The 19992-nt window shown below is 56.2% G+C and carries 19 protein-coding genes; 10 read left to right on the top strand and 9 right to left on the bottom strand.

The features are described from left to right. Positions 1–2 precede the first annotated feature (2 nt). The 6 genes from BDE40_RS17940 to BDE40_RS17915 all read right to left on the bottom strand — a co-directional run bounded on the left by BDE40_RS17940 (position 3) and on the right by BDE40_RS17915 (position 6122). Positions 3–1553, bottom strand: coding sequence for an AMP-binding protein (locus BDE40_RS17940; protein WP_067296559.1), 1551 nt, complete (start codon positions 1551–1553; stop codon positions 3–5). 51 nt (positions 1554–1604) lie between these two features. Then, on the bottom strand, positions 1605–2306 hold the full coding sequence (locus BDE40_RS17935; protein ID WP_176832926.1) for an ABC transporter ATP-binding protein: 702 nt from the start codon (positions 2304–2306) through the stop codon (positions 1605–1607). Beyond that, positions 2303–3052: an ABC transporter ATP-binding protein gene (locus BDE40_RS17930; protein WP_064223626.1), complete on the bottom strand. Its 750-nt coding sequence runs from the start codon at positions 3050–3052 to the stop codon at positions 2303–2305. Before BDE40_RS17930 ends, BDE40_RS17935 begins: the two co-directional genes overlap by 4 nt. Beyond that, entirely contained in the window at positions 3049–3999 is a 951-nt protein-coding gene (locus tag BDE40_RS17925; protein ID WP_082894733.1) for a branched-chain amino acid ABC transporter permease, read from the bottom strand. Before BDE40_RS17925 ends, BDE40_RS17930 begins: the two co-directional genes overlap by 4 nt. Further along, complete coding sequence (locus BDE40_RS17920; RefSeq protein ID WP_064223625.1) at positions 3996–4853, bottom strand: branched-chain amino acid ABC transporter permease; 858 nt, start codon at positions 4851–4853, stop codon at positions 3996–3998. The genes BDE40_RS17925 and BDE40_RS17920 overlap by 4 nt, the downstream gene beginning before the upstream one ends. An 84-nt stretch (positions 4854–4937) precedes the next feature. Continuing rightward, a complete protein-coding gene (locus BDE40_RS17915; RefSeq protein WP_067296557.1) occupies positions 4938–6122 on the bottom strand; it encodes an ABC transporter substrate-binding protein in 1185 nt (394 codons plus the stop codon). A 398-nt stretch (positions 6123–6520) separates the two neighbouring features. Here BDE40_RS17915 and BDE40_RS17910 point away from each other — a divergent pair, with 398 nt between their 5' ends. Together BDE40_RS17910 and BDE40_RS17905 are read left to right on the top strand one after the other, a co-directional pair. Next, complete coding sequence (locus tag BDE40_RS17910) at positions 6521–7507, top strand: AraC family transcriptional regulator (RefSeq protein ID WP_211342457.1); 987 nt, start codon at positions 6521–6523, stop codon at positions 7505–7507. Between the two features lie 51 nt (positions 7508–7558). Then, positions 7559–7942 (top strand): MerR family transcriptional regulator, encoded by a 384-nt coding sequence (locus BDE40_RS17905; protein ID WP_064223622.1) that lies wholly within the window; start codon positions 7559–7561, stop codon positions 7940–7942. A gap of 205 nt (positions 7943–8147) precedes the next feature. On the opposite strand, the gene BDE40_RS17900 is transcribed toward BDE40_RS17905, so the two are convergent. Next, on the bottom strand, positions 8148–9215 hold the full coding sequence (locus BDE40_RS17900; RefSeq protein WP_134016965.1) for a helix-turn-helix domain-containing protein: 1068 nt from the start codon (positions 9213–9215) through the stop codon (positions 8148–8150). 226 nt (positions 9216–9441) lie between these two features. On the opposite strand from BDE40_RS17900, the gene BDE40_RS17895 reads away from it, so the two are divergent. The 4 genes from BDE40_RS17895 to repC all read left to right on the top strand — a co-directional run bounded on the left by BDE40_RS17895 (position 9442) and on the right by repC (position 14153). Then, positions 9442–10350: a recombinase family protein gene (locus BDE40_RS17895; protein ID WP_134016963.1), complete on the top strand. Its 909-nt coding sequence runs from the start codon at positions 9442–9444 to the stop codon at positions 10348–10350. Positions 10351–10691: 341 nt separating this feature from the next. Then, the gene (gene repA, locus BDE40_RS17890; RefSeq protein ID WP_009807965.1) at positions 10692–11891 is read left to right on the top strand and encodes a plasmid partitioning protein RepA; all 1200 of its coding nucleotides are present in this window, start codon (positions 10692–10694) and stop codon (positions 11889–11891) included. Continuing rightward, the gene (repB, locus tag BDE40_RS17885) at positions 11891–12859 is read left to right on the top strand and encodes a plasmid partitioning protein RepB (RefSeq protein ID WP_024099295.1); all 969 of its coding nucleotides are present in this window, start codon (positions 11891–11893) and stop codon (positions 12857–12859) included. Before repA ends, repB begins: the two co-directional genes overlap by 1 nt. 238 nt (positions 12860–13097) lie before the next feature. Further along, positions 13098–14153, top strand: a complete 1056-nt coding sequence (gene repC, locus BDE40_RS17880; RefSeq protein WP_134016961.1) for a plasmid replication protein RepC — start codon at positions 13098–13100, stop codon at positions 14151–14153. A gap of 212 nt (positions 14154–14365) precedes the next feature. Here repC and BDE40_RS17875 read toward each other — a convergent pair whose 3' ends face one another. Further along, positions 14366–15568: a Fic family protein gene (locus BDE40_RS17875; RefSeq protein WP_134016959.1), complete on the bottom strand. Its 1203-nt coding sequence runs from the start codon at positions 15566–15568 to the stop codon at positions 14366–14368. Between the two features lie 278 nt (positions 15569–15846). Here BDE40_RS17875 and BDE40_RS17870 point away from each other — a divergent pair, with 278 nt between their 5' ends. After that, entirely contained in the window at positions 15847–16332 is a 486-nt protein-coding gene (locus BDE40_RS17870; RefSeq protein WP_134016957.1) for a hypothetical protein, read from the top strand. Between the two features lie 40 nt (positions 16333–16372). Then, positions 16373–17311, top strand: a complete 939-nt coding sequence (locus tag BDE40_RS17865; protein WP_134016955.1) for an ArdC family protein — start codon at positions 16373–16375, stop codon at positions 17309–17311. A 91-nt stretch (positions 17312–17402) separates the two neighbouring features. On the opposite strand, the gene BDE40_RS17860 is transcribed toward BDE40_RS17865, so the two are convergent. After that, on the bottom strand, positions 17403–18227 hold the full coding sequence (locus tag BDE40_RS17860) for a helix-turn-helix domain-containing protein (RefSeq protein WP_134016953.1): 825 nt from the start codon (positions 18225–18227) through the stop codon (positions 17403–17405). Between the two features lie 86 nt (positions 18228–18313). On the opposite strand from BDE40_RS17860, the gene BDE40_RS17855 reads away from it, so the two are divergent. Next, positions 18314–19354 carry an alpha/beta hydrolase gene (locus tag BDE40_RS17855; protein ID WP_134016951.1) on the top strand — a complete coding sequence of 347 codons (1041 nt, stop codon included), beginning with the start codon at positions 18314–18316 and terminating at the stop codon, positions 19352–19354. A gap of 99 nt (positions 19355–19453) precedes the next feature. Next, a complete protein-coding gene (locus BDE40_RS17850) occupies positions 19454–19843 on the top strand; it encodes a DUF3768 domain-containing protein (protein ID WP_134016949.1) in 390 nt (129 codons plus the stop codon). Positions 19844–19992: the final 149 nt, after the last annotated feature.

Genomic DNA, 19992 nt, shown 5'->3' with positions numbered 1-19992 from the left:
CCCTAAATTCTGCGCGCTTGCCCCTGCCAGAACGTATCCCTGATGTCCTTTTTGCGCACTTTCCCAACGGGGCTGCGCGGCAGTTCATCCCAGAAGTCAACCGTTTTGGGGGCCTTTACGCTGCCAAGGTTTTCCTTGCACAATGCAATGATTGCTTCGGGTTCCACCGTTGCATCGGGTTTGAGTTCGATCACCGCCTTGATCGCTTCACCCCATTTTTCGTCAGGCACACCGATCACCGCGCAATCCTGCACGGCAGGATGCGACCAGATCACCTGCTCGACTTCCGAGGGATAAACGTTGAAGCCGCCCGAAATGATCATGTCTTTCTTGCGGTCCACGATATAAAGGTAACCCTCGTCATCCAGATACCCGATGTCGCCGGTATGGTGCCAACCGAACTGGGAAACCTCTGCGGTTGCTTCGGGGTTTTTGTAATACCCCTTCATCACCAGATTTCCGCGCACAACAATTTCACCATGCTCACCACGCGGCATAATGTTACCGTCATCATCCATGATCGCCATCGGTGTCAAAAGTGCGGGCCTGCCGCAACTTGCAAGCCGGTGTTCGCGGGCCGGATCTCCGATAACATTGTGATCCTCTGCCGTCAGCAGCGCGCAGAACATCGGCGATTCTGCTTGTCCGAAACACTGCGCCATGACCGGCCCAAAAATCTTCAGGCATTGGCGCAGCTTGTCAATGGCCATAGGTGCGGCGGCATAAAGAAAGAACCGCAATGACGGAAAGCTACGTTGCGCAACTTCCGGTTGCGACAACAGCATGTAAACGGCGGTCGGCGGCAGGAACAGATGGGTCACTCCCTCGCTTTCAATTGTGTCTAGAACGTTGGCGGCATCAAATCCCGGCAGGATGACGCTGCGCGCACCAGCGGCCATCAACGCAATGGCAAGCACCCCTGACGCGTGGGTCATAGGCGTGATCAGCAAATGCACAGGGTCAGGTCCGGCATCAAAACTGGCATAATAGTTCGCGATTAGCGTGGTCCAGTTCAACTGCGTCAGCATGATCCCCTTGGGCCGCCCCGTTGTCCCACCAGAGGATAAAATTCCGACAAGATCATCAGGGCCAAGCGGCACATCGGGATCGGTTGAAGGGGCCGCGGCCATCCAGTCTTCCAGCCATGGTGCCGCGCCGTCTTGTTTATCCAGACAGATGAATTTTTGTATCTTTGGGCAAAGTTCACGCAATTGTTCCAGCGCCGGTGCAAGATCGCTGTGATAAAACAGAATCTCCACATCATTATGATCCAGGATATACGCGTTTTCTTCTACGCCGTTCTTGGCATTGACGGGAACCCAGATCGTGCCGGCACGAAACAAGCCCAGCATAACTTCAAGGCCGCTCACGCAGTTGGGGCTGTAAACGCCGGCCATCTTGTCGCGTCCGTACCCTTCGGCAGTGATGGCATTGGCGAAACGATATGTGCGTTCCTGAACTTCGCCGTAACTCCGGCCGATTTTAGCATCTTCCAAAGCGATCACGTTAGGGTTGATTGCGACACCCCTGTCGAAGAAATCGATCACACGCATAACGGTTTCCTATCTTGGTTTCCGGGATTTTCCCGCCTTGCCAGTCTGAACTCATACACTGATGAGCTTTTCGATCTCTTCGCGGTTGGCCAGCAAATCTGCTGTCGTGCCGCTCCACTGGACGGTCCCGTTGTCGACAACGTACTGTCGATGGGCCAATTTCATCGGCACGCGCAGGTTCTGTTCAACCAGCAAAAGCGTCATACCTTCTTCGTTGATCCGCCGCATCGAATCGACCAATTCATCAACGATCAGCGGGGCAAGGCCTTCAGTCGGTTCGTCCAGCAGCAACAGTTCCGGATTAGTCAAAAGCGCGCGCGAAATCGCCAGCATTTGCTGTTCGCCGCCCGAAAGCGTGTTTCCCGCCTGTGACGCGCGATCAAGCAGCACCGGAAACATTTCAAAAATCCGGGTTTCGGTCCATGCGCCAGTGCGTCCCATGACGGTTGCGATGCGCAGGTTTTCATGCACTGTCAGATTGTCAAAAATGCGCCTGTCTTCGGGGACATACCCAATGCCCAGACGGCCCAGTTGGTTCGGGAGTCGCGCGGTAACGTCGTCCCCTTTCCAGACTCTGCGCCCTGAAACCGGTTGCTTTAAACCGATGATCGTCTTGAGAATGGTGCTTTTGCCTGCGCCATTGCGCCCGATCAGCGAAACAACTTCGCCCTGTGCGACTTCGATCGACACGCTATGCAACGCCTGCGCCTTGCCATAAGTGACATTGCAGCTTTCCAACGCAAGCAGCTTCATTCCTCTTCTCCCAGATAAGCCGCTCGCACCTCGGCGTTTGCGCGGATTTCTTCAGGGCTGCCAGACGCCAGAATTTGCCCTTGAACCATCACGACCAAAGCACTGGAGACCCGCATTACAACGTCCATGTTGTGTTCGATCAGCAGCACGGTGCGGCCCTTGACGATCCGTTTTATCAGCTCCATCGCAGGCCCGATCTGGTCATGTCCAACACCGGCCAATGGTTCATCGAGCAACAGGACCGATGGGTTGCTCAGCAATGCCAGCCCGACTTCCAATGCGCGTTGATCGCCGTGAGACAAGGTTTCGGCGGGGCGGTGCGCCATCACCGTCAGGCCGATCTCTTCGAGAACGCTTTCGGCCCGTTCCCTGACTGCAGGAAAGCGGCCCGCCGGAAGCCAGAAGGGCTGCAACCTGTACAGATGCGCAAAAGCAGCAAGTTGAAGGTTCTCAAGCACCGACATGCCGGCGAAGATCTTGGTGATCTGGAAACTGCGGCCCAGACCGATGCGGGTCCGTTTATGCACCGACAGGCCCGTTACATCGCGCCCGTCCAGCATCACTTGACCACCGCTTAGCTTGGCATGACCCGAAAGCGCATTCATCAACGTGGTCTTGCCCGCACCGTTAGGTCCGATAATCCCGTAAAGCTGACCCGGCTGGAAGTCGAACGTCACACCGTTGACAGCTTTCAACCCGCTGAAGGAGACCTGAATATCGTTGCAACTCAATGATCCGGCAGTCATTGCATGTCTCCTTCGTCCTGATCACCTTGGAACATTCCGGCAATACCGTTGCGTAGGAAGATGGTGGCAAAAATGAACACCAGACCAAGGATGCCGTACCAATATTGGGTGATTTGGCTCAGTTCTTCTTTCAGTAATTCAAACAAGGCCACGCCAAGAATCGGACCTAGCAATGTGCCTTTGCCGCCCAGCACGGTCATGATCAAAACGTCGCCCGATGTGGACCAATGCAGCATTTGCGGAGAGATGTAGAAGATCAACGATGCCAGCAGGGCTCCTGCAACACCTGCATACGCACCCGAAACGATAAACGCCGATTGGCGCAAGCTATGGACGTTGTATCCGAGTTGCGCGGCGCGCACGTCGTTCGCCTGTACCGCGCGCAATGCCCGCCCGAATGGCGACCCACGCAGCAATGCCATCAGCGCCAGTCCGATCAGGAAAACCGCCACGATAAACCCATAATAGTTGTGGTTGTCGTAGAAATTGATCCCGAACAAGTCAGGCCGCGGCACGCCTGGAATACCGTCCAATCCGCCGGTGATTGCGCGCAGCTTGTTGGACGCAAGGATGTACATCATCTGCGCCAGGGCCAGTGTCAGCAGTGCAAAAAAAAGCCCCGAAACCCGAAGCGCAAAAAGCCCCATCAGGTAAGCCAGCACCGCTCCGACAATCGCCGCTGCAAAAAGGCCCGGTATAAAACCGACGCCATAGCTGAGGGTGAGGATTGTGAGCGCATAACCCCCTGCCCCGAACAACGCCGCATGGCCGAATGACAGCATACCTGTCACCCCGAAGACCAGATCAAAGCCGATTGCGAACAAGGCCCAGATCAGGATCAGGCTGACAAGGTTCACCCATTGCTCATCCTGCACAAAAAACGGAACGATAATCATAACTGCGATAATAATGCCCATCAGGGCCTGACCGATAATCCTGCGTGTCATGCCGAACGCCCCTTTGTGCTAAACAAGCCCGCAGGCCGGAACATCAGCGTTCCGATCAACAGGGCAAAGGTAAGTAGTTCGACCCATTCAGTTGCGTAGGTATATCCGGCCGCCCGCGTCATGCCCAACAGCAACGACGCAAGGATTGCGCCGCGAATGTTCCCAAGCCCGCCGATGATCACCACGACAAAACAGTCGATGATAACGCTGAATCCCATGCCCAGTTCGATCGGCACCAACGGTGCGCTAACCACGCCACCAAGAGCCGCAAGATACGCACCAAGCGCAAAGACGCCGGTGCGAACCCGGTTTACATTTACACCGAGTGTCTGAGCCATTTCCGGATCGGAACTGGCGGCGCGAATAATCATGCCCCATTTGCTACGGTCCAGCAGCAAGAACAGTGCCAGAGAAACCGCTGCACCAAAACCGATTACAAAAAGCCGGTATGACGGTATTTGACTGCCAAACATGGAAATCGGTGCCATGAAGATTTCTGGTGTCGGCACTTGCTTATAGTCAAATCCCCAGATCATCTTTGTCGCGTCGTCGATGACCAGAATGAATCCGAAAGTGAGTAAAAGCTGAAAAATGTGGTCGCGGTCATAGACCTGTTTCAGCGCCAAAATTTCGATCAGCGCACCAACACAGGCGACGATCAGCGGCGCAAACAGCAGTCCCAACCAGAACGATCCGGTCATATGAACAATTTGATACCCGACAAACGCGCCAAGCATATAAAGCGCGCCATGGGCAAAGTTGATCACCCCCAACATGCCAAAAATAAGGGTCAAGCCCGCTGCCAGCAGAAACAGCAGAAAGCTGAGACTCAGCCCGATCACGATAATGGACATATTCAGGGTTCCTCAGTTTCACCCCAAAAAAGCGGGCGACGCATGTCGCGAGGGAACAGCGCCGCCCAGTTCAGGGAGGATCGATTAACAGTCGCTAAACAGGCTATTTGCCGAAAACTCTTCGGTGATTTTCATGGTGAGGTCCGGCAATGGTGCCTCGCCCTTCACAACTTCACCCCAAAGACCGACCTGTTTGGCCTGATGGTCACAAGCGCGCATTTCCTTGCGCCCTTCGACCGAATTTTCATAGACCGATGTTTCAAATGCATCGACCCAGGTTTCCACATCCCAGCTGTCAGTCGCTTCGATGACATCCATCCACCAGCGAAGACCGTCAAATGCCTCGCCCGCGAAGGCCGAAGGGTAGTCACCGTTTGCGTCACGGTAGGCCGTCACGAATTCGGCGTTTGCCGGATTGTCGAGCGAGAAGTGATAACGCACGCCGGAGTTCACGCCCAATGCGGCCTCGCCTGTCGCGGCTGCAAAGATTTCATCCTGAAGCACGGGGCCGAACAGCACTTTGTTCTGACCCATCCCAACCTGACCTGCCTGCTTGCAGAAGGTGACGCCGTCATTGCCCGTTGCCACAACCAGAATACCATCGGCGTCCGAACGCGCCATCTTGTCGATGATGACCGAAAAGTCGCGGTTGCCAAGCGGGGCAAAGTCATTCCCGACGATCTCGACACCGGCGGCTTTTGCTTTTGCGGCAAAGTCGTCAAAGGCGCTGCGCGTGGCCTGATAATCAGCCGTGACCGCGTATACTCTCTTGATCCCGCGTTTCTTTACGAATTCAACACACATGTTCATTTCCATGGCCAACGTGTTGGACGTACGGAATGAGTAACGCGCACCGTCCATCTTGGTAATGCTGTCGTCTGCGGAAATCGTGACCAGATGCGGCACCTTGCGCTGTGTGGACAGGCTTTGCAGTGCCAGAGTCGACGCTGAGCTGACCGCGCCAAACATCAATTGCGTGCCTTCCGCCAACAGCCGGCTTGCTTTTTGTACGGCGGGCTGGGGTTTGGTTTCATCGTCTTCCCAGCTGAAGCGGACTTTTTTGCCCAACAATTCGCCACCCCGCATGGCCACGGCAAGTTCCGCGCCTTTGCGCATGTCATTGCCGATCAAGCCGTATGCGCCCGAGAAAGACAGAATGCCCGCAATGTGATAATCTTCGGGCGTTGCGGCCCGCAGAACCATTGGCGCAGGCAAGGTACTGGCCAAAGTTAGCGCCCCGGCGCTGCGTAGAAAATTCCGACGTTTCATAGTTTTCCTCCCGGTTTCACGCCCCAAGAAGTTTCTCCTGCAAGGCGAATGATGCGCTGCCCGGGATAAATCGTTCCCGGAAAAGCAGAATACTATCAGCAAGTTTGGCGGGTTTTATCATACGTCGGATCAGCAATCGGGCGGTAACAAATCATGGATTTGCAAATGGCGCAAAAGTGCATCTGATCGCGACCGTGTCCCTAACCCTCCCCCATCTCTTGCATCAAGCATCGCAGGGTTAGGACTGGCAGGGAATGTCCGAAAACGCCACAAATTTGACATTTTCTGCCAAATCGATATTATTTACCCATCAGTAGAATTTTGAGGTCATCGTCATGAAGGTGGGCTTGCTCCAAAACCTGCGTCTTCCCAAACATAGCATCCAGTTCATGTGTGACGTGCTGATCGAACACGGCATTGATCCTGACCCATTGCTCAAAGAAGCAGGTTTGCAGCTCAGCCTTCTCTCGGATCCATGGGGCACGCTGGACGGTATTCAGGAACTCACATTCCTGCGTGCCTTTTGCCGGAGTACAGCGCATATTGAAGGTGTCGCTTTTGTCACCGGTCTGCGTTACAGCCTGATCTCGTATGGCCCTATCGGGCTTGCCACGCTAGTTTCAGAGAATGTGACAGCGGGGCTGAGGGTTTTCACGCAAATGCAGGGGCTGGGATACGCACTGCTGGCATATGACATCACAGAGGACGATGAAGGTTTTGCAACAGGGTTTGTTGCCGACGACCAGTATGTACCGCCCGATCTTCTGGATTTTGTTCATGAACGGCTGCTTGGGTCCGGCCCGACCTTCTTCCGGGACCTGCGTCAAGAAAACCTGCCCATCCGTCTGATCGAATGCCCGTTGGACCGCCCGAAAGGCTGGATGAACCTAGAAGCGCGCTGGCAAACCGAAATCGTGTATCGCGCACCGCGCAGTTGCATTCACTTTCATCCTGGAACAGGCGCGCTGAAACTGCCGCTGGCGAATGCCCTTCTTGCGGTAAACTATCGTGTTTTGTGCGAGAATATGCTTGAAACCGGCCCCAAGCATACCGGAACAGCAAATTCGGTTTATCAGGTGTTGATGCAGGTGCGCGGCGTTTTTCCCAATGCGCCGGAAGTGGCCGAAACGCTTCATTTGTCAGAACGCTCTTTACATCGAAAACTTGCCAGTCAGTCGATGAGCTATCGCCAGATTATCGATAGCGTGCGCTTGCGCCGCGCACGGGAGCTTCTTGATACATCCGAGTTACCGCTGGCTGAAGTTGCAGATCGCCTCGGTTTTTCGGAAACTGCCAGCCTGTCGCGATTTTTCCGGCGGGTTTCAGGGGATTCGCCGTCCGCATATCGAAAAACCAGCAAAGGGTTATTCGCCAGTTCACGTTAGGATTAGACGACGAGACGCTAACACGACCATATATCAGAACGGAGTGACGCCATGAACAAGTCCGATGACGAAACGCTCACCTTCAAAGAGATGGTCGGGAAATTCGACGTCACCCCCCGAACCCTGCGGTATTACGAATATCTCGAACTTCTCAAACCCACGCTACAAGGGCGTGAACGAAGTTATGATCGCAAACAGATCGCGCGGTTCAAGCTGATCTTGCGAGGTCGTCGGTTCGGAATGAAGCTTGAAGATATAAGAGTTTGGTTAGAAATATATAAAAACAGGGGCTCAAGAGCGCAGCTTCGCGAATGGGCAAGGATATCAAAAATCCTCGAAAATAAGCTTCGCGCCGAGATAAAAGAAAGAGAGGAAGCTCTGGCAGAATTACGAGAAACCTCAAAGCTCGCCAATGAATTGAATTTCAAAAAGTGATCCCGAAACCCAACGCACCGACCAAATAGATGGCTGGTTGATGCAAACACCCATAATTTGGAAGCGAATGGATGGAGCTAGCTCTAAAACACAATCGACAAAGTGCTGGGACGTAAAATTCGCTTTTACAACATACAGCGGGTCCCTGCGCATTATTTGCCATAAGCGCGCTTATGCGTGTTTCTGCCCACATTCCAGGCAAATACTAAGTTGCAATCCGCCACATTCGAAACCGCCCCAGCCCTGTCACCTCACGAACCAAGTCCTTTTCCTCCATCAAGGCAAGGTTTCGCTGCACGGCTGCGCGGCTGGAACCAATCTGGGACTCAGCCATTGGAGCAGACACAAGGGGCCATTCTGCAAAGAGAGCTCGTAAGGCGGGAGGGGTTTTGCCGGATAGTGGCGCCATTTCAGCCTCTGCCTGAACCGTCCAAGCCTCAGTCTGATCCAGATGCCGCATCGCCGTTAGAACAGCGCTCTCCATCCCCGCCAACCAACGGGCCAATCGTTCGTCCGGAGAACCAGATGCACGCAGCCCCCCTGCTCCACCCATGGCGAGCGGCGCAAATATAGCACCGTTTCCGTTGCTGCTCGCAATCCTGGCCGCCGTGACGGCGGCTTCGATCTGGTCTCCTTGCTGTCCGATGCCCGCCAGACTCCAGAGATGAAAGCCCATACAAGCCCGCGTGATTGGGTGGAGATCGGCTGCGGCTGCCATTACGTCCAGCCATCCGCCAGCGCGATCTTCGAAACGCTCAGTGCTGTCCTCGATGTTCTCGGGATCGCGGCGATCTAGGAAGGCGGCCAAGTCACCTATTGGTCCGGGACCGCCAGTCAGGCGCCGAACAGCCCATCCAACTCTTGCTAGGGCATTTGTGTCATCCTGTACGCCCGAGAGCCGCATCGATACCCAGAGCGCCAGACGATCAGAACTCACCCGATCCCCTGCAAGCCAGCTGAGGTCTGCCGCCTCGATCAGTGCAAGTCTGTGTCGCCAGCCATTCGGGCCACGCAGCAACCGGTCATCCAGCGCACCCAAGCGTCCAGCCACCTTTGCCAGCCGCGCAGCGTGAGCCCCCTCTGCCTTTGCCCAATCGTCGATGACCGCGGTGTCGGGCGGTTCCGCCCGTGGCCCGGGAGGCAAATCATCCGGTTCTTCTTCGAGCGGCCCCGGCAGAAACCAGACGTCGTCTTCGTGAGTCTCCTCATCCCCCTCGATAGTGATGAGGGGATCATCGAAATCATCATGAAAAGTAGATGCTTGCGGCTTCATATGTGCAAAATACTAAAATTATGCGTATTACCCAAGCGGTTTTGTGGCCATTGCCCATGCTCTTTATATAGTATGCGCGCGCGACTGCCGGCGGAACTTCTCAGATCGCGCTCAGCGCAAGGAAACTAAGGGGTTCTGCACCAGCACGACGAGAGAGCACTCTCTTGCATTCGTTTACAAACGGTCGTTTAATAACGGTACCCTAAATTGCAAACGGCCCGTTTTCATGCCCCTGATAGGCTATGCACGCGTATCGACAGAGGATCAGACCCCCCTGCCCCAGTCTGAGGCCCTACAAACCGCAGGATGCGTCGAAATCTTCGAAGAGCACGCCTCAGGCGGCAATCGCGCGCGTCCTGTGCTCGCGCGGGTGCTCGAACGCGTCCAGAGCGGCGATACGCTGGTCGTAGTGCGGATCGACCGACTTGCGCGGTCTCTGTCGCACTTACTGGAGGTGATCGAGCGTCTGGAGGCCAAGGGCGCCTTCTTCCGCTCCCTGCAGGACCCCATCGACACTTCATCGCCGCAGGGCAAATTCACGCTGCAAGTTCTGGGCGCTGCGGCCGAGTTTGAGCGCGCTCTGATACGTGAGCGCACAAAGGCCGGGCTTGCCTCTGCGCGCGCCAAAGGGCGCATTGGTGGCAATCCTGGGCTTCGCACCAAAGACCCCGCCGCACTGCGCAAGGTGCGGCTGGCACGACAGGACGGCTACATGGAGCGCCTGAACGAGACCGCGCAGGATTGGGTGCCCCATGTGCGCCGCCTGCGCCCCGATATGGCTTGGGAAGACATCCTGCGGATTATCAATGCCCCCCTGCCCCCAGATCGCCATTGGACACAAAGCCGCCTGCTCCGCGCCGTGAAGGCATATGTACGCGACGGGTTTCTACCCGCCGAGGTCCTAGCCCGAGCTGGACGCCGCGAAACCGACGATCGCCTGCCGGCGATTGTCGCCGCCATCAAAGGCGCGGACCCCGACATCACGCTTCAGGCGATCTGCACCCGGCTGGAAGCGATGCGCGAACGCACGCCTCGTGGCCGAACAAGATGGCAGCCGTCTTCGGTGAAAATGCTGTTGGAGCGGGCGGAACGACTTGGCCTCATGCCGTACGAATCGAGCCAAAATCAGATGTAGCTTCTGACCCGAATCCAAAAAATTTCACCGGGAGAAAACTCCGCAGGAGGCAGAAAGTGCCATTAGTTGCTTGGGGTTAGCTGCTAATGTGCCAACTCAACAGAGTAGCGGCTCGATCTGGTTAGATCTGCATTTAATATATCTATATCAATGACTTGCTGAGTTTTTTACACGACAACACCTATAGGTGTTGTGGATAACTTTCACACTACATTTAGATTCTTCTTGCCGGACTCACTGGATCGTGGCATTCCCATTCTGACGGCAAAACGCGTCAGACACGCTGTACACCGTCAGAATGACTAAGAGCCTCAACAGAGGCCGAGAGTGGGCGGCAGGACATGGATGATCGTAACATTGGATACACGCAAGGCATAGGCTCTTCCGATATCGGAGCATTTGCCGACAATCTGGCTGAGTCTTTGGATCGCCAGATGAAGATCGCTTTCGAACCCGAAGAACGAAAGTCCCTACGTCGCTTCAGTTCCACCGAAGTCGCCGGCCTCCTGCGCGTAAGCACATCTAACCTGCGCAACCGGCACAAGGACGGCAGCTTCCCGGAAGTGCATACAGACAACCGCGGACACCGGTTCTACACAGCCCAAGAGATTGATGAGTTGCGCGATGTTCTTGGACGCACTGGAAAGAACGCAGAAAGCTACCGCCCAGGTCGACGTGATGGCGATCGTCTCCAGGTGATATCCGTCGTCAACTTCAAAGGCGGCTCATCAAAGACTACTGCAACGATTCATCTTGCGCAAAGGTATGCCTTGCGCGGTTACCGCGTGCTGGTCCTAGACCTCGATCCGCAAGCAAGTTTGACCACGTTTTTCGGCTTTCGGCCCGAGCTTGAGTTCGCCGATGGCGGCACAATCTATGATGCTTTGAGATATGAGGACCAAGTTCCTCTCTCGAACGTCATCCAAAAGACCTACTTCCATAAGCTCGACATGGTGCCCGCCGGTTTGATGCTCTCGGAGTACGAAACCGAGACCGCAAACGCTCTCGCCCGTCGCGTACAGCCCATCTTTGCAGAGCGCCTCGCCTTGGCGCTTGAAGAGGTTGAGGCAAACTACGACATCGTCCTGATCGACTGCCCGCCTCAGCTTGGATTTCTAACCCTGACTGCGCTGGCAGCCTCGACGGGGCTTTTGGTTACCGTGGTACCTGGCATGCTTGACATCGCATCTATGAGCCAATTCCTGAAGCTTGCTTCAGAAACGGTCAAGGCCGTGGAGGAAGCCATCGGTCGGCGTGTCACATGGGATTTTGTCAAGTTCCTGATTACCAGATATGAACCGTCGGACGGTCCGCAGACCCAAATGGCAGGCTACCTGAGATCAATTCTGGCAGGTCAGGTCATGACAGAGCCAATGCTGAAGTCTACGGCGATCTCCGACGCGGGGATGACCCAGCAGACCGTCTACGAAGTCGATCCAAGCCAATTCATCAGAAAGACAATTGATCGCGCCCTGACCAGCGTGAATGGCGTTGGCGATGAGCTAGAGCAGACGATCCAAATGGCATGGGGGCGTCGCTGATGGCCCGAAACATCTTCAACCAGCCTCCAAGGAATGAGACGGAGAGCGGAGCCCCCTCCCCTACCCCGCCAAAAGCGGCAAAGCTGCCGGGATCTGTTGGAGGATTGCGCGACTCTTTGCGCGAGATCACAGCAAACTCGATTCGCGATATCGAACCCGATCAGATTGACATGGATGGGCTGCGCGATCGGTTGGTGCTGGAAGATTCCAGTATCGATGAGTTGGCCGAGAGCATTCGCAAGCATGGCCAACAAGTGCCCATCATGGTCCGTCCATCTGCCCAACCGGACAGATACCGCATCATCTACGGCCGCCGCAGGCTTGCGGCGATCCGTAAGGTCGGTGGAACGGTCAAGGCAATTGTTCGAACCTTGGACGATGACGCATCTCTGATCGCTCAAGGCCAGGAGAACAACCTCAGGCTTGATCCGTCTTTTATAGAAAAGTCTCTTTTTATCAAAGAGATGCAAGAATCCGGGTACAAACCCGGTGTCATTCAAGATGCTCTAGGTCTGACCCGGCAAGGCGTATCCAACCACAGGGTCGTCATAGAACAACTGCCAGACGGTCTTGTTCAACTCATCGGGCCAGCACATGGGATCGGACGACGGCAGTGGGGTGATCTAGCTGCCTTGTCGGTGAAGGTAGATTTGGTGGACATCGCCAAAGAGGCGCTCGCCGCCCTGCCCGACGACACTCCTAGTTCCGAAAAGTTCCAAGCGGTCTATTCGGCTTGCTCGAGCAAAGCACGTAGCGACAAGAAGCCGCCCAATCGTGGGCTGACTTCGGTCATCAATGATGAGAACGGCAGTTCATTGGGCACGCTGACAATCGATGAGAAGGCGATCGCGCTCAAGGTCACCAAGAAGGACAATCCAGAATTCGGCCAATGGCTCGAAGAGCACGCGGAAGCTACGCTTTTGCAACTCTTCGTACAGTGGCGGAATGAGAGAGGCTCTGGGTCCTAACCCAGGCCACACAGAGCAACACGAGCAGAGGAGAAAAGCGAAGACCCGAAAGAAAAGAGCCCCCCAAAGTTTCCCCTGGAGAGCCCTCATCATCTGATTAGCATCTTTGATGTAGCAACCTCCAGCATACCGGTCAAGAGTCACCGATTCGGTGGACTGATATTTTTTGCCTTTTTCCGCGAAAATTCGAGGAAAGAGACGGGGAAGTTGTGGGCCGAACGGTCGTCGTGAACAAGCCATGGCATTTACAAAACTTTCGATCGAAGCCGCAGGTGCTGATGCAACCCGCGGCTCATTTCCCGCATCTGAAACCGACGTCTGGACCATCTTCAGAGCCCTGAGAGATGCACGCAGCGTGTTTGGTCTACGTCCTGGCCACATACAGACACTTCAAGCAATGCTCAGTTTTCTGAAACCTGGCCATGGCGAAACGGTTTTTGCGTCTAACAATTCACTTTGCCAGCGCGTTGGCGGAATCGACGAACGGACACTCCGGAGGCACATCAACCGCTTCGTTGAACTCGGATTCATCAAGCGCAATGACAGCTCGAACCGAAAGCGCTACCGCGTTCGCTCATCCGGCGGGGAGTGCATCAGTTATGGATTGTCTCTCACCCCCCTGCTCCAACGTGCGAGCGAGCTTATAGCCATCGCGCAAGAGATGGAGAATAACCGGCGAGATCGGATATTTGTCCGCAAACAGATCCTTACAAAGCTCGCCCATTTGGAAGAGCACGATCCTAGCAACGCATTCATCAACCACGCACGGAAAGCTCTACGCAGGAAGCTGAGCCTCCCCGAATACCACGCTCTGCTCGCCAATACAGATGCAGAATGCCAGAGTTTGTCTACCCCGGATGACCCGCCTGAAACTATGGAATTGCCCGCCAATGACGGACAAACTGTCCGGCATCAATCTAAGTCTGAAGAAGAAAAAAAAGATTTAGATAGCAACATAGGCCTTGAGGCCCTGAAACCAGACTTGCTGACCTCAGTCTGCGATCAGGCGACATCGTTCTCCACAGAGAGACTTAGAAACTGGTTGGACATTGAAAACCATGCTCGAACACTTGCACCCATGATGGGCATTCACCCAGAGACTTTCGAGAAAGCCAAGAATGCTGTAGGAGCTCAGAAAGCGTCATGCGCGATCTTCATCATGCTACAGCTTGGAAAACGCATCAGGGATTTTGGAGCGTATTTTCACAGTATCACCCTGGGTCAAAGGCAAAACCAATTTGATCCATTAGCTTTGATCAAGCGACTGTCCGAAAACAATGAGCGAACTGTCTAATGTCCACCGCGGTGGACTTCGAACGAGAAGCGGCGCTTGTGGCAACCAAAACTGTCCAAACGCACGTAGCGGCGCATGGTGGTTCTTCAGTTTATCTCAGACCAGCAGATGTCCACCGCGGTGGACAAGTGACACACGAGCAAGCCTTGATGAAAATCTGGCCGCCCATGGAAGAAATCGGCGGCCAGGCATTACACCCTAAATGCCTAAAGTTATTGTGGGAGGTCACCGTCTCCAAAGAGGTTTGGAAAGAGCCGCTCTCGATAATCCAACGGAAACGCCAACCGTACTGGCGTCTTCGGCGAGGCGGACGTCATGTATCCGGCGGCGGTCAGTTTACTCAGCGTGTTGCGAGCAGTACGCTCGGACGTCTTGAGCACAATCTGCGCATCGCCTCGTTCCAGTGCCCCATGACGAAGAACCGCCGAGATTAGTTCCGGCGCTCGCTTGTCATCGATGGTATCTGCAACAAGACGACGATACCGTTGGTCTAGTCCGCCGAGATCGAACAATCTTGCTGAGAAGGTGATCTGGTCGAGCGTCACCTTTAGGAACCATTCACTAAACGTCTTCAGTGCCGCTTCTGACAGGTTCCCCCGTCCGTCGCGGTCTCCGCGGCGTGGACTGTCGGCCAGATCCATCATCCGTTTGTACTCGCCCCGATCGGTTAGCCCGCGGGCCAGCCCACGTGATACGGACCAGAGCCCTTGGCCACCAATCCCCGCTGTGAGGGCCATGGCATGAGACATCAGTCTGCTGACACGACCGTTCCCATCCGGGAAAGGGTGGATGTAGTTGAGCCGGTGATGTGCAGAGGCGATCGCGATGATCCGTCCGCTCGAAGACCGCGCCGCAATCTGAAATCGTTTGTCGAAATGGTCCATGAATGCCGCGACGCGCGACGATGAAGGAGGTAGGTGGCGCCCGACCGCAACTTCCCGATCATCATCCTGGCGCATGCGTCCCGGAACGATGGGCTCTTGAGTGCCGTCGGGATGTTCGATGACCCGAAACTCATCCGGCATCTCTTCGTAGAAGCTCTTATGGACCCAAGTCAGGAATTCGACGGATGTGGGGCGGGGCAGGGTGCCCTTGCGATGCATCTCGTCGATGGCCCGTTGAACGATGACGTGCGCTCGGGCCTCAAGGGCGAGGGGACGGGTTTCTTCCTCAAGCTCGGCGCCCGCCAGCGCCCTTTCGATGTCGCGGGGGCGCGTGTTGTGTCCTTCGATCAGGTTGGAGTAGTAGCAGTTCATCACGCGGACGAGATCGGCAAGCTCGGCTGCGCTGTCAGGATGCAACCCTTGTCCCAGCCCGGTGGCTTCCCTCTGGATGTCGACCGAAAGGTCTGCCAGTTCTGTGGGAATATGCTCCTCGAAGAAGCAGGGTTCGATCCTGGCGGGTGTTTCCAGCATTTTTGCCGATCTTCCATGTTTGCAAAGTAATTGAAAAATAAACACATTTCGTACTTTCAAGCAAGGTTTTGCCGATATGCGTTGCCGATCTTGCCTGCCGATCTGGAATTGCTGCATGAAATCAATGGCTTCGGCAGAAGGGCCGGGCTTTTCGGTTTTGTTGTGTGCCCAAAGGGGCCGGAAAAAGAGAAAGTGTCCTTCGGGTTTTGTGACTGACGGATGAGGGCCTTTGGGGTCCCTCAGATGGGTCCGGGCCGGATTCCGGTCTGCTGTTATTGATGAAGGGCATTCCGATGCAAACAGGTGTCTTGTGCGTGTTACGCGCGACCGCCGCCTCGTGGTGGCGGCACAAGGAACTACGCCGAACCGGCCAGACGGGCCAGGCACTGCAGCTCGAGCGTGAGACCGTCCTGCGTGATCTCGGCTATCTGAAGCAGGCGGTGCCATTGCCAAACGCGCACGTGATCTGCGGGGAGGGTGGGACATTCCTCCATCTCGGTTGGACCACCGTTTCGACCTTCGCGCCGATCGAGCGCTTTCCCTTGGCCACTCTTGCGGTCGCACGAGGGACGCCCTTCATCGATATCCGACCCGTCACCGATGTCATTGCCTTCGCGCGACTGCCGCGGGTGGCGCGGGACGGATCGGTCGACCCTGATCCTTGCGGTTCTGGCAGATCCGTCTCGCTGACCGCCTACATCGACATGGTCGAAGCCCTCGGTGCCAGGATCGCCAACGATCCGAGGCCCCTTCAGTCAATCTGATCACCATTCCCTCTCACCAAAACTCGAAAGGAGGCCAGCCATGGCCCGATCCCGCACGACCAAATTCGATGCCTCCGAGGTCATCACAAACGAAATCATCCGCATCATCGAGCGCGGCGTCCTGCCGTGGCGCAAGCCCTGGACCGCAGGCGGCAGCTCACGCCCCCTGCGCGTGGGCGGCGAACCCTACCAGGGGGTGAACAACTTCCTGCTGACGATGCGGACCGTGATGGCGGGCCACAGCTCTCCCTTCTGGATGACTCTGCCTCAGGCCAATGCGTTGGACGCAAAGGTCCGCAAGGGCGAGAAATCCTCTGTCGTCGTCTATTACGGCCAAAGCCGGAAAGACGCGGGCGGCGAGGACGACCGCAGCGATGGCGATGATCGCTCCGAGGAAGCCCGCATCTTCCGCTTCCAGAAATCCTACCGCGTGTTCAATGCCTGCCAGATCGATGGCCTGCCCGACAGCTTCTTCCCAGACCCGGAGCCCGCGCCCGAGCATCCGCCGTCCGAGCCCATCCCGCACATGCAGGCGTTTTTCGATGCCATCGACATCACGACCGTCTTCACGGGCACGGAGGCGTACTATTTGCCCCCCGTGGACAAGGTCTACATGCCATCCATCACGCGGTTCCAGGACCCGCGCAATTTCTACGGGGTCTGGGCGCATGAGCTGGCCCATGCCACGAAGGCCCGGCATCGACTGAACCGTGATTTCGGGCTCTCGAAGTTCGGCAACACCTCTTACGCACGCGAGGAGATCGTCGCGGAATTGACCTCGGTGTTCCTGGGTCAGACGCTCGGCTTCACGGCTCATACGCTCGAGTTGAATGCCGCCTATCTCCACAACTGGTTGCGCGTTCTTCGGTCGGACAAGGGCGCGATCTTCCGGCACGCCGCGGACGCGCAACGTGCCTGCGACTACCTGATCGCCAGATCGGAGACGGGCAGGGCAGGGCGCAGCGCCGAGGCCGCTTGACCTATGCTTTGCCGCAAAGCAGAAAATGGCAGCTGTAAGCCCATTTCAACCGATGCTGCAGGATGCACAAATGTTCGCACATGCGCGCCGGTCAATACCGCTCACCGAGCAATCGATAGCACCAAAAAGGCTCCTCGGCTTCAATGGCTTTATTGAGCTCGGCCGGAGAGAAGCCCGTCGCGCGGCGCACGGCACGTCCCATGTGGGACTGGTCGGAATATCCCGCATCGATTGCGATTTCTGCCAATGGCTGACCTGCTGCATTTCTTGAAATTTCATGGAGCTGTTCGAAGGCCGAAAAGAACGCCAAACTGCGCCGCGTGTGACCGGAGTAACGCATGATCCTGCGTTCAATGCTGCGAACGCTGCGCCCCGACCCCGACAGAGCCGCGCGGGTCGCCAGTGCCTTGGTCCAGTCTGAAATGCGCGCGGCAGGCTGCCAGGTTTTCGGTCGGGCATCACGCCAAGTATTTTCGAGCGTTTCGCAGAACTTGATCCATCCTGCGGTCGCGTCGTCTTCGGTATCAAAGCCCTCCAACGCCTGATCAAAGACGGGTGCTAACGTTGTACAAGCGCTATCCCCCCCGAGGGCAAGCCATGCGTCAGGATAGACCCCGACCGTCAGTGCAACAACATCGCCTTGCGCCCAACTGGACACTGGCACGTCCTGCGGTGGCAGCACCGATTTTTTGGGGAGGATTGGCGCGTCAGCAGCGCCCCGCCAGCTTGTCCTCGCTGGGAGCATGTGAATCGTGCCGTGCTGAACGAGTGTGATCGCAACAAGCGGAGAGGCCGGAAAATGGTTCATCCGGTTCGCGGCCGATAGATCTGCGCCACGCGTGTCCCGAAAAATTCCCGCCATGAGGCAGCCCCCCAAAGCAGGCGGCGGCAGGAACAGTTTTGAGACCGGCGACATGAAAAACTCCTTGTGACGCAATCATTCTATATTTCGCCGCGCCTCCTGAGGCAACGAAGGCCAAAACTGGCAACGAGGATATCAACGTGGTTAAAATCGTCTATTCAGGCCCGCTCGCGCTTCGGCTGCGCAGCCTTGCAAAACTCAGTCAGATCGCAATCGCAACGTCGATACGGCATGCGCTCGGGAGGCGTATGGCCGATGATTGGGATGCCAATATGGAAACCGGAATCCGGTTTGTCCGTCATCAATTCACCGCGGCAATGCGCCATCGCGATATCGCGCAGGGGCGCGAACTGTTCGACAGTCTCCAGACGCAGACAGATGATATCTACGAGGTGACCTCTTCGGCGGCACAGGGGATAAGCGGGCGCTGGTATGACCCAAAACACCGTGAGAGCGAGGCGGTTCTGCTGTATTTCCACGGCGGCGGGTATACGTTCCATGGCGGGGTAAGTGGCCGTTTCGCGCAGATGCTTTCTCACCATACCGGCGCCAGATTGTTTGCGCCTGACTACCGCTTGACACCGGAACACCCTCATCCTGCACAGGCCGAAGACGCTATCGCCGCGTGGAACTTTCTGGCGGCGCAGGTGACTGCAGAAAAGATCGTCGTGATTGGCGACAGCGCAGGGGGGCATATGGCATTGATGCTGCTACAATCGCTCAAGGCTCAGGACAAACCGCAGCCTGCGCTTTGTATCGGGCTTTGCCCATGGACTGATATTGGGGATCGCGGCGCAAGCCTGCAGGGCAACAATCCCACTGATCTGGTTCAAGGCTGGATGGCGCTACAATTCGGCAAATGGCTTGATCCCGATCAGGCGTTTGGGCGCGAAGCTTTGTCTCCGATCTCCCATGACTATAGCGGTCTTGCTCCGCTATATCTGCAAGCCGGAGGGCGCGAGGTCTTGCGGGATATGATCATCGAGTTCGCGCAGGTTCAGAAAGAAAACGGTGCCGACGTGTCGCTCGATCTTTGGCCGGACATGCCGCATGATTTTCAGGCCTACGACAGCATGACGACGTCATCTACAGCCGCGCTGGCCAGGATCAGACACGCGATCGATACTCATATAGCGGCGGGCGGATCGCTTACTGGTCTGCAGGATATTACTATCGTGTAAACTGTTTGGTTCTGGCAAGTTTGGACCGGGCTTTCCGCCGCACGGAAAAGAAAAAGCAGGCTTTGGGAAGGGTGTTTCAACTTCTCAAAGGAGATTCCCATGTCCATGAAGTTTCAACCCCAGCCAGACCTTCCGGATCCGACCGTGATCGCGGCGCAAAACGACGCGTTTCGCAAGCTCGCGTGCCTTGGGGTGCCGCCTGCGCAGCCCATCCAGGGCCGCATGCATGTCACCCGCGCGCTTATGGAGGCCGGTGACGGCTTCATGGCCGAGGCGGTGAAGGCAACCGGTGAGTTTGCCACGTTCGAGCCTGAGAATGACCCAGAAGGCTGGCATGATTTCGGGGCGGTCGAGATCCGGGGCGAGACCGTGTTCTGGAAAATCAATCTCTATGAGGCGGATTCGGACTTCCGCTATGGGGCGGAGACCCCAGACAATCCCGCCACCACCGTCCGCGTGCTCACCATCATGCTGGCGCGCGACTGGTAGGGCAGGGGACACCCCCTCCTGAAACCCCAGGCGATGAAGGCCCACTGACCCCTCAAAGGGAAAGATGCCGTAATGGGGCTTACCGCGAATCAAACACGTTTCGCTTGTCTGCTAGCTTAATTTGGAGTGCCGTTGCCCTTGATGCGCCT

The organism is Litoreibacter halocynthiae (genome assembly GCF_004365635.1).
Taxonomy (GTDB): Bacteria; Pseudomonadota; Alphaproteobacteria; order Rhodobacterales; family Rhodobacteraceae; genus Litoreibacter; species Litoreibacter halocynthiae.
This window is presented reverse-complemented; position numbering and strand designations above follow the sequence as displayed.

Excerpts from the sequence above, each read along its gene's own strand:
- BDE40_RS17940 (WP_067296559.1), bottom strand. The coding sequence starts at position 1,553 with ATGCGTGTGATCGATTTCTTCGACAGGGGTGTCGCAATCAACCCTAAC.
- BDE40_RS17935 (WP_176832926.1), bottom strand. The coding sequence starts at position 2,306 with ATGAAGCTGCTTGCGTTGGAAAGCTGCAATGTCACTTATGGCAAGGCG.
- BDE40_RS17930 (WP_064223626.1), bottom strand. The coding sequence starts at position 3,052 with ATGACTGCCGGATCATTGAGTTGCAACGATATTCAGGTCTCCTTCAGC.
- BDE40_RS17925 (WP_082894733.1), bottom strand. The coding sequence starts at position 3,999 with ATGACACGCAGGATTATCGGTCAGGCCCTGATGGGCATTATTATCGCA.
- BDE40_RS17920 (WP_064223625.1), bottom strand. The coding sequence starts at position 4,853 with ATGTCCATTATCGTGATCGGGCTGAGTCTCAGCTTTCTGCTGTTTCTG.
- BDE40_RS17915 (WP_067296557.1), bottom strand. The coding sequence starts at position 6,122 with ATGAAACGTCGGAATTTTCTACGCAGCGCCGGGGCGCTAACTTTGGCC.
- BDE40_RS17905 (WP_064223622.1), top strand. The coding sequence starts at position 7,559 with ATGAACAAGTCCGATGACGAAACGCTCACCTTCAAAGAGATGGTCGGG.
- BDE40_RS17900 (WP_134016965.1), bottom strand. The coding sequence starts at position 9,215 with ATGAAGCCGCAAGCATCTACTTTTCATGATGATTTCGATGATCCCCTC.
- BDE40_RS17895 (WP_134016963.1), top strand. The coding sequence starts at position 9,442 with ATGCCCCTGATAGGCTATGCACGCGTATCGACAGAGGATCAGACCCCC.
- repA (WP_009807965.1), top strand. The coding sequence starts at position 10,692 with ATGGATGATCGTAACATTGGATACACGCAAGGCATAGGCTCTTCCGAT.
- repB (WP_024099295.1), top strand. The coding sequence starts at position 11,891 with ATGGCCCGAAACATCTTCAACCAGCCTCCAAGGAATGAGACGGAGAGC.
- repC (WP_134016961.1), top strand. The coding sequence starts at position 13,098 with ATGGCATTTACAAAACTTTCGATCGAAGCCGCAGGTGCTGATGCAACC.
- BDE40_RS17875 (WP_134016959.1), bottom strand. The coding sequence starts at position 15,568 with ATGCTGGAAACACCCGCCAGGATCGAACCCTGCTTCTTCGAGGAGCAT.
- BDE40_RS17870 (WP_134016957.1), top strand. The coding sequence starts at position 15,847 with ATGAAGGGCATTCCGATGCAAACAGGTGTCTTGTGCGTGTTACGCGCG.
- BDE40_RS17865 (WP_134016955.1), top strand. The coding sequence starts at position 16,373 with ATGGCCCGATCCCGCACGACCAAATTCGATGCCTCCGAGGTCATCACA.
- BDE40_RS17860 (WP_134016953.1), bottom strand. The coding sequence starts at position 18,227 with ATGTCGCCGGTCTCAAAACTGTTCCTGCCGCCGCCTGCTTTGGGGGGC.
- BDE40_RS17850 (WP_134016949.1), top strand. The coding sequence starts at position 19,454 with ATGTCCATGAAGTTTCAACCCCAGCCAGACCTTCCGGATCCGACCGTG.